This window comes from Segatella bryantii (assembly GCF_022024215.1).
GTDB classification, from domain to species: domain Bacteria; phylum Bacteroidota; class Bacteroidia; order Bacteroidales; family Bacteroidaceae; genus Prevotella; species Prevotella bryantii.
In genome coordinates this window covers 82,103-95,473 of sequence record NZ_CP091798.1, presented here as the reverse complement: position 1 = coordinate 95,473, position 13,371 = coordinate 82,103, and the positions used below count along the sequence as shown (strand labels likewise).

Below are 13,371 nucleotides of genomic sequence, written 5' to 3'. Positions count from 1 at the left end.
GAAAACAAAGACCAATAGAGTTTTTTTTCGTCTTTTTTTTCAATTTTCCAACAAATTTGTTTGATTTATCAAAGGAATATTCTATATTTGTCAACAAAATCAACAAATTTAAACCAATTAAAATTGAAAATTATGAATAAGACAGAATTGATTGACAAAATTGCAGAAAAGGCAGGTTTGTCCAAAGCTGATTCTAAGAAAGCATTTGAGTCTACAGTAGCAGCTATAAAGGAAGCTCTTACAGAGAATGATAAGGTTCAGCTCATCGGTTTCGGTACATTCAGTGTAACTTCACGTCCTGCTCGTGAAGGTATTAATCCTTCTACTAAGGCAAAGATTCAGATTCCTGCTAAGAACGTTATTAAGTTCAAGGCTGGTGCTGAACTTTCTGATGCAGTAAATAAGTAATTTATCAAAAATTATACATAAAAAAGGCAACCCTAAATAGAGTTGCCTTTTTCATTTTTGTATATTGTTAATTATTTAGGCTGTTTGCCAATATAAGCCAAAATACCTCCATCTACATAGAGTACATGACCGTTTACGAAGTCAGAAGCATCTGATGCCAAGAAAACAGCAGGTCCCATCAAGTCTTCTGGTGTACCCCAACGTGCTGCTGGTGTCTTACTTATAATAAAGTTATCAAATGGGTGACGGCTTCCATCTGCCTGTGGTTCTCGAAGAGGAGCGGTCTGAGGAGTAGCAATATAACCAGGGCCAATACCATTACACTGGATATTATATTCACCAAATTCTGAGCAAATGTTACGGGTTAACATTTTCAGACCACCTTTAGCTGCAGCATATGCACTCACTGTCTCACGACCAAGTTCACTCATCATAGAACAAACATTGATAATTTTACCATGACCTTTCTTCTTCATACCAGGAATAACAGCCTTTGATACGATAAAAGGTGCATTCAAGTCGATATCAATCACCTGACGGAACTCTTCTACAGTCATTTCATCCATAGGAATTCTCTTGATGATACCAGCATTGTTGACGAGAATATCTATAATACCAAGTTCCTTCTCGATGTCAGCAACCATTTTCTGTACATCAGCCTCGTTAGTTACATCACAGATATACCCCTTAGCCTCAATACCTTTAGCCTTATAATCAGCAAGAGCCTGATCCATATGCTTCTGACTACGACAATTGAATGCGATTTTAGCACCAGCCTTTGCATAAGCTTCTGCAATTGCGAATCCAATACCATAAGCTGCACCTGTTACGAGAGCAACCTTACCTTCAAGGGAGAAATTCTTTGAGAATGTATCCATTTTGATTTTGTTTTAAAGTTGTATAATTGATTATTTTAAGTCTATAATTTCAAAAAAATCCTGATCATTATAATCTAGATTTTCTCCGCCCATACCCCAAATAAAAGTATAATTATGAGTTGCTGCAGCACTGTGTATACTCCACTCAGGTGAGAACACAGCTTGATTACCTTTCATCCATATATGACGTGTTTCTTGTGGTTCGCCCATTATGTGACAGACAGCTTGATCATTAGGTAGTTCAAAATAGAAATAGGCTTCCATTCTTCGACTATGCACATGAGCAGGCATCGTGTTCCATACACTTCCTGGCTCCAGTTCTGTCATACCCATTTGCAACTGGCAGGTAGGCAATACTTGGTTCACAATCATCTTATTAATGGTACGCTCGTTACTGGTTTCCAAATTACCTACATGTACACTTATAGCATCAGCCTTAGTTACCTTTCGACAAGGATAGGCGCAATGAGCTGTAGTACTATTAAAATAGAACAGAGCCGGATGGGTTTTATCTTTACTTTCAAACGTTACATCACGATCGCCACGCCCTATATAGAGAGCTTCTTTGCTGGCAAGTTCAAATATTTCATCACCTACTCGCACAATGCCATCACCATCACCTACATTAAAGATTCCAAGTTCTCGACGGGTAGTAAAATATGGTGCCTTCAGTGGACTAATAGCCTCTAATACTAAGATCTCGTTTACAGGCTTTACACCACCCACTATCATACGGTCGTACATAGAATACACCATATTGACTTCATCATCTACAAAAAGGGTTTCTACCAGGAATTCCTGCCGCAATCTTTCTGTATCATAGGCTTTAGCATCAGCAGGATTAGCAGCATATCTTAACTCATAGTTTGTTTGCATAAATATCTGATTTGTTTATGCAAAGATAATAAAATTAATGATGAATGTAAAAAAAGAGTGGGAGAAAAAAAGAAAAAAGTCGAATAGTAAATTCTATTCGACTTTTCCAGGTTGTCCCAGGCGGATTCGAACCACCACTGACAGAACCAAAAACTGTAGTGCTACCATTACACCATAGGACAATCTTTGTTAATTGCAGCGCAAAGGTAGTGTTTTTTTTCTCCACCACCAAATTTTTACGCAACTTTCTTTATTTTACTGTAATCAAATAGTAATTTTTCTTACCTCGCTGCACAAGCAAGTACTTACCATCTATCAAATCTTCAGCTGTTACAGCCTGATCAAAAGCTGTTAATTTCTCCTTATTAAGAGATACACCACCTCCTTTAACAAGCTTTCTCATTTCGCTCTTACTTGGGAAAATATCCATTCCCTCCTGATTAAAGAGATCTACAGCTGTACCACCAAGTTGTGATTTATCGATAGTATAGTGTGGCACATCCTTAAACACATCGTTTAGGGTTGCCTCATCAAGCTGAGCCAAAGAATCTTTAGTAGCTTTACCGAAAAGAATATTACTTGCAGCAATAGCCATATCAAGATCTTCCTTAGAATGAACCATAGTAGTAACCTCTTCTGCAAGACGGCGCTGAAGCGTACGGCGACCTGGATCTTGCTTATGCTCTTCTACAAGGGCATTAATCGTATCTTGATCAAGATCGGTAAAAATTTTGATATAACGTTCAGCATCATCATCAGTTACATTCAACCAGAACTGGTAGAAAGCATATGGTGTAGTACGGTTACGATCCAACCACACATTACCACTTTCTGTCTTACCAAACTTCTTACCATCAGCTTTAGTAATAAGTGGACATGTAAGACAAAATGCCTGAGCCTCACTACCCAAAGTACGGCGAATAAGCTCTGTACCAGTAGTCATATTACCCCACTGATCGTTACCACCCAATTGTAGGCGTACACCATAGTTTTGATATTGATACAAGAAATCGTAACCCTGAAGTAACTGATAAGTAAACTCTGTGAAGCTTAGACCATCGCGTGCAGTACCATTAAGACGCTGCTGTACACTATCCTTAGCCATCATATAGTTGACCGTGATGTGCTTACCTACCTCACGAGCAAAGTCAAGGAAAGTAAAATCTTTCATCCAGTCATAGTTGTTTACCATTTCAGCCTTATTAGGAGCAGTTCCATCGAAATCAAGGAACTTTGAAACCTGTTTTTTAATAGCTTCCTGGTTGTGATACAAAGTTTCAGTATCTAGAAGATTACGTTCTTGACTTTTACCAGAAGGGTCACCTATCATACCCGTAGCACCACCTACCAAGAGGTAAGGCTTATGGCCACAACGCTGCAAATGACGAAGCATCATAATACCACAAAGGTGACCGATATGAAGAGAATCAGCAGTAGGGTCTGTACCCAGATAAGCTGATGTCATATTCTCCATCAAATACTCTTCAGTACCAGGCATGATCTGAGCCAGCATACCACGCCATTTCAGTTCTTCTACAAAGTTTTTCATTTAAACTAATTTTTGAAGCCCGTTAAGGCTATATTATCTATCAATTGTCGGGGCGCCTGTAGAGGACAACTTACGGCACTGGATCATAACCACTGCCACCCCATGGATTACATCTTAAGATTCGCCAAATAGCAAGCACCAACCCTTTAATTGGACCATGCTTCAGCAAAGCCTGCCTTGCATATTCCGAACATGTTGGTGTAAACCGACACGAAGGTGGTGTATATGGAGTTATGAATTTTTGATAAAATAGAATTGGCAACAACAAAAGTCTCACCAGCCCTAATGATATATAGTGTACTATCTTTTTCAAGATATTCATAAACTTTCACCTATACGATGCAATAGATTTTTCATTTTATACTCCACCAATGATGAAGGTGCCAATTCATCAGAAAGCCAAATAAAAGCCATTGCCAACTTTTTATCAGTCTTTTTCTCCATTTCTTTCCAGACGATATCCTTATTCTTTCGATAAGCTTCTCGTACTTGTCGCTTCACGCGATTACGCTTTACAGCTCGCTTAAAGCATTTCTTGGGTACACTAATCAGGAAATTTACCTGCATGTCGCCCTCTGCTCTATCAAATTGTCGGTATACAACTCTTAAGGGGTAAGCAGACATCGATTTGCTTTCCCCATGTACAAAGAGTTGTTCCAACAGTTTCAAACTGCATATCCGCTCTTCTTTACACAATGTAAATGCTTCGGATTCTGCCATAATTATTTACCTTCCTTCAAAAATGCCTTCAACGCACTACTCATAGATGGGTGTTCTTTAGTAGGAGCCTGCATATCCAAACGAAGACCTTCGTCGCCTACAGTCTGTGCAGTAGTGGTACCAAATGTTCCTATCTTGATATCACCCTGTTCAAAATCAGGAAAATTCTTCTTAAGAGCCTTTACTCCTGTAGGACTGAAAAATAGCAGCATATCATAATCGAAAGCTTTCTTTTCTTCTTCAGTAAAGTCATTACTTACGGTACGGTACATGATGCACTCCTTATGATTCAACCCCTTACTATCAAGCAATGTCTTAACATCATCATTCTGGTGAGCACTACTCATAGGAATTAGGTATTTTTCATCCTTATGCTTCATCATCAATGGTACCAAATCAGCCAGTTTACCTGTATTACCAAAGAATACTTTGCGCTTGCGATACTGTACATACTTTTGGATGTAAAATGCGATATTCTCAATAACACAGAAATATTTCATATCCTCAGGAATTGTAACTCGCAAATCCTTAGCCAACTTGAAGAAGTTATCAATAGCATGACGAGATGTAAAGACTACCGCAGTATAATCTAAAATATTAATCTTCTGCTGACGGAATTCTTTAGAAGTTAGTCCTTCCACTTTAAAAAATGGGTGGAAATCACACTTAACATTGAATTCTTTTTCAATATCAAAGTATGGTGACTTTTCACTCGTAGGCTTAGGCTGTGATATTAAAATTTTCTTTATCATCGTAGTGTCCTAAAAATTTATTTTCAAATAATTACTGATCATGATTAGTGCTCCCCATAGTGCTGCTAAAGGCATGATTTCGAGGGCACAAAAGTACAAAATAAATTGCAAAATAGCACCGATTCTTTTAAAAAAGATACTATAGCTCTTATAAAATGATAATATTTTTACCAATATGATAACAAATGCCGTATAAATGAACGTACTTTGAATAGGTAAATCAAAATATACCAATAGTAAAACTACAGGAAATAAGAGAACTCCTTCTGTAGATACTAAGAAGATAAAAGACTTGAGCCATTGTTCAGTCTTTTTACTATCAAAAAAGACCCATCCTGTAAACCAATAGGCAACAAATTTGAAGACGTAATAAGCTACTACCACCCCTAGGTTAACACCCATAATCTTAAACTGATCTATCGTGAAAGTATCACTAACAAATGTTCGTGTAAAGAAGAAGAAGTTGATAGTTAAAAGTAAACACGTCTGTAAGACAAAAAACATCTGATATCTTACTTCAGTTGAAGTTTCTGTAATTGTCGTTGTTCCAATTCTTGGCGCAAAGAAAAAATCTTTCACTTGTCGGTAAATGAAACGCTGAGATTTAGAAAAAGCCAATGTAGCTAATACAAAGCAACCTAACAGCACTCCTGTAATCAGATTGTCTGATGCAAGGGTATAAGGTACAGGATCTCCTGCCACGCCAAGACGTCCACCTGGTAATTCCGGATGAAATAGGGGACTCTTAGAGAAAAATGACTCTTTGTAGTAGGTAGGCAAGCTAACAGTCATCAAGCTCTTACCTGGCTTGTGCCCAGGAAGATGCAGTGTATCAGGCCGAGAACTGTAATGTATCTTTCCTGGCTTGATATGAGCCTGAATGGCAGAATCCTGCTGGGCAGGGGTTGCATTCGCAGGCAGCCAACTCAAAATTTCTTTTGGAGTTAGCTGTCCTGAATGTGTTTTATAAGTCGAGACCGACTGTACCGTTTCTTCGCTGACAACTGATGAATCAGCTAATTGAGTCGTCATTTTATAATCCGAACTCCTTTTTAATATCATTTACCTTATCCAGTTTTTCCCAAGTGAACAATTCCACAGACATGGTCTTGGTTTCATGATAGAAACTGGTGAAAGTCTTATTGACAATTTCATTCTTTCGTCCCATATGGCCATATGCTGCGGTTTCTAGATACATAGGCTGTCTTAGTTTCAACGTACGCTCTATAGCCTTTGGACGAAGATCAAACATTGTAGCAATCTTAGCAGCAATCTCCCCATCTGTCATATTTACATGACTTTTGCCATATGTATTAACATATACACTTACAGGTTGAGCTACACCAATAGCATAAGCTAACTGTACCAAGATCTCGTCTGATACACCAGCTGCTACCATATTTTTAGCGATATAACGAGCCGCATACGCAGCACTACGGTCTACCTTACTTGGATCTTTACCAGAGAAAGCGCCACCACCATGAGCACCTTTTCCACCATAAGTATCAACGATAATCTTACGACCTGTAAGACCTGTATCACCATGAGGACCACCAATAACAAATTTACCAGTAGGATTAATAAAATACTTAATATCATCATTAAACAAAGCAAGCACTTTCTTATCACAGCACTCTTTTACGCGAGGCATCAGAATATTGAGTACATCCTCCTTAATCTTAGCCAACATACGCTCATCGTCTTCATCAAACTGGTCATGCTGAGTAGAAACTACGATAGTGTCAATGCGCTGAGGAACATTATCATCGCTATATTCTATGGTAACCTGACTCTTTGAGTCTGGACGAAGATAAGTCATCACTTTGCCCTCCTTACGGATGTCTGCAAGAACACGCATAATAAGATGAGCTAAATCGAGAGTAGCAGGCATATAGTTTTCTGTTTCGTTACATGCGTAGCCAAACATCATACCCTGATCACCAGCACCTTGGTTATCTTCTTCTTCTCGAGAAACTCCTCGATTAATATCATCACTCTGTTCGTGAATGGCAGTCAAAATACCACAACTATTACCATCAAACTGATATTCAGCCTTGGTATATCCGATGTTGTTAATCGTCTTACGTGCGATAGTCTGCAAATCAATATACTCACTAGAGCGAACCTCACCCATAATAACGACCTGCCCAGTTGTATCAAAAGTTTCTATAGCACAGTGAGCATCAGGATCATAAGCAAGAAACTGATCTAACAATGCATCAGAAATCTGGTCAGCCACTTTATCTGGGTGTCCTTCAGACACCGACTCAGATGAAAACAAATATGCCATAATTATCTATCTTTTAATTCTTTATCTTTTTTCGATTGCAAAGTTACTCTAAATCTAGCGAATAACAAAACAAAACCACAAAAAAGGGGTATTTAATGCTTGAGGTTTCGTGGATGATGCTCTAAGATCTCCCTTTTTAAGTCGGAAGTTTCCATATGAGTATAAATTTCGGTAGTACCAATATCCTCGTGCCCTAACATTACTTGAATAGCTCTAAGATCTGCTCCACCTTTGAGCAAGGCTGTGGCAAAAGAATGACGCAAAGTATGGGGCGATATAATCTTTGTGATACCTGCCGCTACGGCTTGACGCTTAATCATAATTAAAATCATCGTACGAGTAAGATGAGATCCTCGTCTATTTAAAAAGAGGTAATCTTCTTCACCAGGCTTAATAACCATCAGATTACGGTCCATCAGCCAGTAATTTACTTCTCTAATAGCATTTTCAGATATCGGTACTAGTCTTTCCTTACTGCCTTTACCCAAGACTCTCACAAACTTTTCATCCATAAAGCAGTTACTGATTTTCAAATTTACTAGCTCTGACACACGAAGTCCGCAACTAAAGAGCACTTCTATAATAGCCTTATTACGTTGTCCCTCCCATTTTGACAAGTCAATTGATGCTTCCAACCTATCCACTTCTTCCGTTGTAAGATAAGTTGGCAAATGCTCACCAAGATGAGGAGATTCTAAAAGTTCTGTTGGATCATCTTTAATATAACCTTCGAGTTGTAGAAAACGATAAAATGATCTTACTCCACTAAGAATACGAGCCTGTGAACGGGCACCTATCCCCTTCTCATGAATCGAAGTCGCAAATAATTCCAAATCTTCGAGTTTTGCGTCTATCGGATTCTGTTGATGCTCCTCAAAAAATTCAAGCAAATACCTGATATCGTGCCTGTAAGCCTCCAGCGTATTCGCTGAATAGTTACACTCTAACTTCAGGTAACGATCGAATTGCTTCACGATATTCAATCCTGATTTTTTGTCTTTCTCCATTAATTTTCTTACTTTTGCCACAAAGTTAACAAAAAGTAAAAAAATTATTGTCATGAAGATACAAATAATTAATGGTCCTAATCTCAATCTTCTTGGTATAAGAGAACCAGGAATCTATGGAAAGAGTTCATTCGAAACTTATTTACCACAATTACAAAGCAAATATCCTGATATACAAATAGATTATTATCAAAGCAATATTGAAGGTGAGCTCATCAATAAAATGCAAGAAGTAGGATTTGATTACGATGGCATCATACTCAATGCAGGAGCATATACACATACAAGTATTGCTCTTCAAGATTGCATCCGTTCACTCAAATGCCCTACAGTAGAAGTACACATTTCAAATGTGCACAAGCGCGAAGAATTCCGCCATCATTCATACCTATCACCCGCCTGTTTAGGTGTTATTTGTGGTTTTGGCTTAGCCGGTTATGACATGGCTATCGCTGGCATCTTAGCTCAACAGGAGAAGTAATATGGTTGAGACACAAGGAATCGACGAGTACATTCTCGACCATATCGACGAGCAAGGTGATTATCTCTATCGCTTGTATCGAGCTACTAATATCCATACTGTACATGGCCGTATGGCCAGCGGACATCTTCAAGGCCGATTACTCAAGATGTTAGTTCACATGATTCGTCCAAAAAACATTCTAGAAATTGGCACTTTTAGTGGATATAGCGCCATCTGCATGGCCGAAGGACTGGAAGAAGGAGGCAAGGTTTACACTTTCGAAATAAACGATGAAATGGAAGATTTCACTCGTCCTTGGATTGAAGGCAGTAGTGTGGCCGACAAAATAGACTTTCGGATAGGAGATGCATATGAGGAAGCACCAAAACTAGGCATCATCTTCGATATGGCTTTTCTGGATGGCAACAAGCGCAACTATATAGAGGATTACGAAATGACACTCTCTATACTCCATCCTGGTGGATTCATCTTAGCAGACAACACACTTTGGGATGGTCATGTAATTGATCCCAACTACACCAAAGACCAGCAAACCATTGGCATTGATCATTTTAACACTTTTGTCGCCAAAGATGAGCGAGTGGAAAAAGTCATTCTCCCACTTCGAGATGGTTTAACATTGATAAGAAAGAAATAAAAGAATTGAGGTCGTGTCTGTTACTTTTGACACAACCTCTCTTTACCTTCTATCACTTTTTAGGCATTATATTAAAATGACACAACAATCGAAGCATGGCATATTAAGGTAATGTATTGACACGAACTTCTGCTCTTGCCTGAGAATTATCAGTATTCATACTACTATTGGCAGAGTAATCATCGCTACTAAGACTCACTCGAGACTTACCCCCATTAGACAATGCTCAATACCGAGCATACTAAAAAACGCTCCCTATTTCGATTATCTTCGAAATAGGGAGCGCTAAGAAACTATCATCATAAGAATACTTAGTTGAGCAATCTCTTGCTTAAATATCTTACAGGATACCATACAGCCAACCAACCAATAAGAATTACTGTTAGGAAGATAACCAGCACATCTACATAATGCACACTTACCGGATAAGCATTGACAATAAATGAGCCCTCAGAATCACCTAAAGCAACAATACCAAATTCTTGCTGTATTAAGCAGAGTAAAAGACCAAGAAGCACACCTATAATGGCTCCAATGGCAGATATCATCCTTCCTTCAAAAAGAAAGACACGAGTTATTTGTTTATCGGTAGCACCAAGATTACGCAGGGTAACCACATCTTCTTTCTTATCAATAATAAGCATAGAAAGTGAACCGACAATATTAAAACAGGCTACAATAAGAATAAAACTGAGGAAGATATAAGCGATAAACTTCTCGATACTCATAATTTTGAAAGTATCTTCCTGTTGCTCAAACCGGTCCATAACGCGATACTTATCACCAGTCAACTGCTGTATCTTCATCTTAACAGCGTCTAAATCACTTCCAGGTTTAAGACGTAATTCCAAAGCAGAGAGCATTCCTTGCTGACCAAAAAGATTACGGGCGAATTCGATAGAGGTAAGGATATAGCCAGCATCATATTTACTCTGTTTTACTGAGAAAACTACTCCTGGCGATATTAAAGAATCAACCACGAAACCACCATCAAGATTAGACATATCAAGCTGTCCTTCACGCTGAGGAGCATAGATTTTTAGATAACCGTTCCATTTTGCACCAGTGCCAAGATCTTGTGCAAGACGGATACCAATTACTCCATATTGAAGGTTGGCAGCATGGAGTTCATACTCGCCATCACCATAAAGAATTTCCTTGATGTGAGTAAGATCAGAAAAATTATCTTCTACACCCTTAACTGTTACCATGGCCTGCTTATTATTGTAAACAGCAAGAGCCTGGTCTTCTATGGTCTCTGAAGCAATATCTATCTGTGGCAGTGCCTTAATTTGAGTAAGAATCGGATCATCGTTCGGCACAGTTTTTCCTGTTACCGGAACCACTGTAAGTTGAGGATCAAAACTGGTGAAGAGGGAAGCCACCAAATCGTGAAAGCCATTAAACACACTCAGTACAATAACCAGTGCCATAGTTGCTACCGCAACGCCGACTACTGATATTGCACTGATGATATTAATAGCATGCGTACTCTTCTTAGAAAAAAGATATCTACGAGCTATAAAAAAAGGAAAGTTCATTATTTTTTCAACAGTTCGTCAATTCGTTCAATATAATCTAGACTGTCGTCGATAAAAAATCTGAGTTCAGGTACTATACGGAGCTGCTTACCTACACGTTTTCCAAGTTCATAGCGAATACTTTTCTCATTGCTATTAATATTAGCCATCAACTCTTCACCCTTTTCTGAAGGAAAGATACTCAAATAAGCAGTACAGATACCCAAATCAGGACTTACCTTAACACGCGTTACACTTACCATGACACCACGCATCTTACGGGTTTCTGTTTCAAATATAAGACTCAACTCCTTCTGTAGAAGTCTTGAAATACGATTTTGTCTTGTTTCTTGCATAATTCCAATTATTTGTCGAGATCAATATGACTCACATTTACCTTTTCGTGAAGGAAAATGGAAGCACTATCTTTAAATTTGTCAGCATTCTCAGTAGTGTAATAATGACAACTACTACCCTTGGTACACTTATGCTCCATCTCAGGATGACGCTCTAGATAAGCTTTCAGACTATCTGCCACATATTCTCCTTGTGAAATAATTCTGATTGAAGGGCTTACATACTTTATTATCTTCGGCATTAGCAGTGGAAAATGGGTACATCCCAATATAATGGCATCAATATCCTTATCCTTGAGCATGAGTTCGTCAACACGCTTCTTTACAAAGTAATCTGCACCAGGGCTATCCATCTCATTATACTCTACCAAAGGGACCCAAAACGGACAGGCAACACCCGACACCTGAATATCAGGAAAGAGTTTCTTGATTTCGATATCATAACTCTGACTCTTGATGGTACCTTCTGTAGCCAAGAGCCCAACATGACGGGAAGATGTAAGGTTTCCGATTATTTCTGCTGTAGGACGAATTACTCCCAATACACGACGACTTGGATCTAATTCTGGCAAATCTCGTTGCTGAATACTTCTCAGAGCTTTAGCCGATGCCGTATTACAACCAAGAATAACCAACTGACATCCCATTTGAAACATTTTGAGCACAGCCTGTCGAGTAAACTGATATACAACATCAAACGAACGTATGCCATACGGAGCTCTAGCATTATCACCTAAATAAAGATAATCATACTGAGGCAATAATTGACGAATACCATGTAAGATGGTTAAGCCGCCATATCCGGAATCAAATACGCCAATCGGTCCAGGGCGCTGTGGTAATGTTATCATAATGGAAACCTTTTTAAAAACGGCACACACCTATTTCAAGGCAGTCTGCACCAAAGTATTGATATCTTCACCAAAATAAGTATCGATATAAGGTACACTTTGCGCATCTGTATTAAGGATAAAAATATATCCCTTCTCTTTTCCGATACGCTGCAATACCTGATTCAATTTTGTTTTCAATGGTGCGTATGCATCATTTTCTGCTTGCTTGAGAAGCCGAATCGATTCTTCCTTAAACGCAATGTTTTTCTCCATCAATTCACGCAATTCATTTTGACGCTTTTTGAGAATGGATGGAGCAAAATCTTTCTGCCCGTCGAGGAATTCTTCATAATCTTTATTAAATTCTTCTTCTACACGCTTGGTCTCTGCATCATATTTAGAGCGAAGAATTTCCAAATTTTTCTGGGCTACAGCATATTCTGGCATGCTCTGAAAAGCCTCCTTGAAGCTAAAGTAGCCAAAACGCAACTGCTGCGCACTCGCAAAGAGTGGCAGCAGTGCTATCATTAGTACTAAGAAATATCTCTTCATTATTTTGTTTTAGCGAGCTGAGCTTTTACTTCTGCAGTTACATCCTTACTCTGTGTTTGACTGATGTAAGGAATACCTGATGCTACATCCATGATGTATACATATTTACCTTGGTCACCTACAGCTTTGATAGCGTTAACAAGTTTTGTCGTGATAGGTTGCATCTTATCCTGCTGCAACTTAGACAAAGCTTGCTGATTGTCTTGATAAGCCTGCTGAATCTTCTGGTAAAGAGTCTGGAGTTCTGTCTCCTTCTGTTTTTGAGCAGTAGCATTCATTGTACTCTTACCCTTTTCGTATTCATCATTTTTACGAGTCAACTCTTCCTGCATAGATTTCAAGTCATTCTCATAAGTCTTTGCCTGAGCTTCAATCTCACCACGAGCTTTAATAAACTCTGGCATCTGAGACATAATTTCCTGAGAATTCAAGTGACCAAACTTCTGCTGAGCAAAAGTGCTGAGTGGTGCACAAAGCGCCAACATCAAAATAAGCTTTTTCATTTTCTT

Annotated in this window: 17 protein-coding genes and 1 tRNA gene; 3 read left to right on the top strand and 15 right to left on the bottom strand. The window is 38.7% G+C overall.

The features are described from left to right. Window positions 1-132: 132 nt before the first annotated feature. On the top strand, window positions 133-408 hold the full coding sequence (locus L6471_RS04645) for an HU family DNA-binding protein (RefSeq protein ID WP_237797485.1): 276 nt from the start codon (window positions 133-135) through the stop codon (window positions 406-408). Between the two features lie 71 nt (window positions 409-479). On the opposite strand, the gene L6471_RS04640 is transcribed toward L6471_RS04645, so the two are convergent. The 10 genes from L6471_RS04640 to xerA all read right to left on the bottom strand — a co-directional run bounded on the left by L6471_RS04640 (window position 480) and on the right by xerA (window position 8,480). Next, window positions 480-1,286, bottom strand: a complete 807-nt coding sequence (locus L6471_RS04640) for a gluconate 5-dehydrogenase (RefSeq protein WP_006281181.1) — start codon at window positions 1,284-1,286, stop codon at window positions 480-482. 30 nt (window positions 1,287-1,316) lie between these two features. Beyond that, the gene (gene kduI / locus L6471_RS04635) at window positions 1,317-2,162 is read right to left on the bottom strand and encodes a 5-dehydro-4-deoxy-D-glucuronate isomerase (protein ID WP_237797484.1); all 846 of its coding nucleotides are present in this window, start codon (window positions 2,160-2,162) and stop codon (window positions 1,317-1,319) included. Between the two features lie 111 nt (window positions 2,163-2,273). After that, a tRNA-Gln gene (locus L6471_RS04630) sits at window positions 2,274-2,344 on the bottom strand. A 68-nt stretch (window positions 2,345-2,412) separates the two neighbouring features. Then, entirely contained in the window at window positions 2,413-3,711 is a 1,299-nt protein-coding gene (tyrS, locus tag L6471_RS04625) for a tyrosine--tRNA ligase (RefSeq protein WP_006281183.1), read from the bottom strand. A 70-nt stretch (window positions 3,712-3,781) separates the two neighbouring features. After that, window positions 3,782-4,033, bottom strand: a complete 252-nt coding sequence (gene yidD, locus L6471_RS04620; RefSeq protein ID WP_074548095.1) for a membrane protein insertion efficiency factor YidD — start codon at window positions 4,031-4,033, stop codon at window positions 3,782-3,784. Then, the gene (locus tag L6471_RS04615; RefSeq protein WP_027453265.1) at window positions 4,030-4,431 is read right to left on the bottom strand and encodes a ribonuclease P protein component; all 402 of its coding nucleotides are present in this window, start codon (window positions 4,429-4,431) and stop codon (window positions 4,030-4,032) included. Before L6471_RS04615 ends, yidD begins: the two co-directional genes overlap by 4 nt. 2 nt (window positions 4,432-4,433) lie before the next feature. After that, on the bottom strand, window positions 4,434-5,183 hold the full coding sequence (locus tag L6471_RS04610; RefSeq protein ID WP_006281185.1) for a uroporphyrinogen-III synthase: 750 nt from the start codon (window positions 5,181-5,183) through the stop codon (window positions 4,434-4,436). 9 nt (window positions 5,184-5,192) lie between these two features. After that, a complete protein-coding gene (locus L6471_RS04605) occupies window positions 5,193-6,215 on the bottom strand; it encodes a DUF4271 domain-containing protein (protein WP_006281186.1) in 1,023 nt (340 codons plus the stop codon). 1 nt (window position 6,216) lies between these two features. Further along, the gene (gene metK / locus L6471_RS04600) at window positions 6,217-7,473 is read right to left on the bottom strand and encodes a methionine adenosyltransferase (RefSeq protein WP_006281187.1); all 1,257 of its coding nucleotides are present in this window, start codon (window positions 7,471-7,473) and stop codon (window positions 6,217-6,219) included. Window positions 7,474-7,565: 92 nt separating this feature from the next. Beyond that, window positions 7,566-8,480, bottom strand: coding sequence for a site-specific tyrosine recombinase/integron integrase (gene xerA / locus L6471_RS04595; RefSeq protein WP_006281188.1), 915 nt, complete (start codon window positions 8,478-8,480; stop codon window positions 7,566-7,568). A 52-nt stretch (window positions 8,481-8,532) separates the two neighbouring features. Here xerA and aroQ point away from each other — a divergent pair, with 52 nt between their 5' ends. Both aroQ and L6471_RS04585 read left to right on the top strand, forming a co-directional pair. After that, window positions 8,533-8,961 (top strand): type II 3-dehydroquinate dehydratase, encoded by a 429-nt coding sequence (gene aroQ / locus L6471_RS04590; RefSeq protein WP_006281189.1) that lies wholly within the window; start codon window positions 8,533-8,535, stop codon window positions 8,959-8,961. Window position 8,962: 1 nt separating this feature from the next. Continuing rightward, on the top strand, window positions 8,963-9,601 hold the full coding sequence (locus L6471_RS04585; protein WP_006281190.1) for an O-methyltransferase: 639 nt from the start codon (window positions 8,963-8,965) through the stop codon (window positions 9,599-9,601). Between the two features lie 311 nt (window positions 9,602-9,912). Here the strand turns inward: L6471_RS04585 and L6471_RS04580 are convergent, their stop codons facing one another. Genes L6471_RS04580 through L6471_RS04560 form a run of 5 tightly spaced genes read right to left on the bottom strand, consistent with a single transcriptional unit; the run spans window position 9,913 to window position 13,365 of the window. After that, window positions 9,913-11,142, bottom strand: a complete 1,230-nt coding sequence (locus tag L6471_RS04580; protein WP_237797483.1) for an FtsX-like permease family protein — start codon at window positions 11,140-11,142, stop codon at window positions 9,913-9,915. Beyond that, a complete protein-coding gene (gene rbfA / locus L6471_RS04575) occupies window positions 11,142-11,477 on the bottom strand; it encodes a 30S ribosome-binding factor RbfA (RefSeq protein WP_006281192.1) in 336 nt (111 codons plus the stop codon). Before rbfA ends, L6471_RS04580 begins: the two co-directional genes overlap by 1 nt. Window positions 11,478-11,485: 8 nt before the next feature. Continuing rightward, complete coding sequence (gene murI, locus L6471_RS04570) at window positions 11,486-12,328, bottom strand: glutamate racemase (protein ID WP_237797482.1); 843 nt, start codon at window positions 12,326-12,328, stop codon at window positions 11,486-11,488. Between the two features lie 30 nt (window positions 12,329-12,358). Continuing rightward, window positions 12,359-12,862, bottom strand: a complete 504-nt coding sequence (locus L6471_RS04565; RefSeq protein WP_006281194.1) for an OmpH family outer membrane protein — start codon at window positions 12,860-12,862, stop codon at window positions 12,359-12,361. Beyond that, window positions 12,862-13,365, bottom strand: a complete 504-nt coding sequence (locus L6471_RS04560; protein WP_237797481.1) for an OmpH family outer membrane protein — start codon at window positions 13,363-13,365, stop codon at window positions 12,862-12,864. The genes L6471_RS04565 and L6471_RS04560 overlap by 1 nt, the downstream gene beginning before the upstream one ends. Between the last annotated feature and the right edge of the window lie 6 nt (window positions 13,366-13,371).

Coding starts and splice junctions, on each gene's coding strand:
- tyrS (WP_006281183.1), bottom strand. CDS start 3,711: ATGAAAAACTTTGTAGAAGAACTGAAATGGCGTGGTATGCTGGCTCAG.
- yidD (WP_074548095.1), bottom strand. CDS start 4,033: ATGAATATCTTGAAAAAGATAGTACACTATATATCATTAGGGCTGGTG.
- rbfA (WP_006281192.1), bottom strand. CDS start 11,477: ATGCAAGAAACAAGACAAAATCGTATTTCAAGACTTCTACAGAAGGAG.
- L6471_RS04585 (WP_006281190.1), top strand. CDS start 8,963: ATGGTTGAGACACAAGGAATCGACGAGTACATTCTCGACCATATCGAC.
- kduI (WP_237797484.1), bottom strand. CDS start 2,162: ATGCAAACAAACTATGAGTTAAGATATGCTGCTAATCCTGCTGATGCT.
- murI (WP_237797482.1), bottom strand. CDS start 12,328: ATGATAACATTACCACAGCGCCCTGGACCGATTGGCGTATTTGATTCC.
- L6471_RS04610 (WP_006281185.1), bottom strand. CDS start 5,183: ATGATAAAGAAAATTTTAATATCACAGCCTAAGCCTACGAGTGAAAAG.
- L6471_RS04580 (WP_237797483.1), bottom strand. CDS start 11,142: ATGAACTTTCCTTTTTTTATAGCTCGTAGATATCTTTTTTCTAAGAAG.
- L6471_RS04615 (WP_027453265.1), bottom strand. CDS start 4,431: ATGGCAGAATCCGAAGCATTTACATTGTGTAAAGAAGAGCGGATATGC.
- L6471_RS04560 (WP_237797481.1), bottom strand. CDS start 13,365: ATGAAAAAGCTTATTTTGATGTTGGCGCTTTGTGCACCACTCAGCACT.
- L6471_RS04565 (WP_006281194.1), bottom strand. CDS start 12,862: ATGAAGAGATATTTCTTAGTACTAATGATAGCACTGCTGCCACTCTTT.
- metK (WP_006281187.1), bottom strand. CDS start 7,473: ATGGCATATTTGTTTTCATCTGAGTCGGTGTCTGAAGGACACCCAGAT.
- xerA (WP_006281188.1), bottom strand. CDS start 8,480: ATGGAGAAAGACAAAAAATCAGGATTGAATATCGTGAAGCAATTCGAT.
- L6471_RS04645 (WP_237797485.1), top strand. CDS start 133: ATGAATAAGACAGAATTGATTGACAAAATTGCAGAAAAGGCAGGTTTG.
- L6471_RS04640 (WP_006281181.1), bottom strand. CDS start 1,286: ATGGATACATTCTCAAAGAATTTCTCCCTTGAAGGTAAGGTTGCTCTC.
- L6471_RS04605 (WP_006281186.1), bottom strand. CDS start 6,215: ATGACGACTCAATTAGCTGATTCATCAGTTGTCAGCGAAGAAACGGTA.
- aroQ (WP_006281189.1), top strand. CDS start 8,533: ATGAAGATACAAATAATTAATGGTCCTAATCTCAATCTTCTTGGTATA.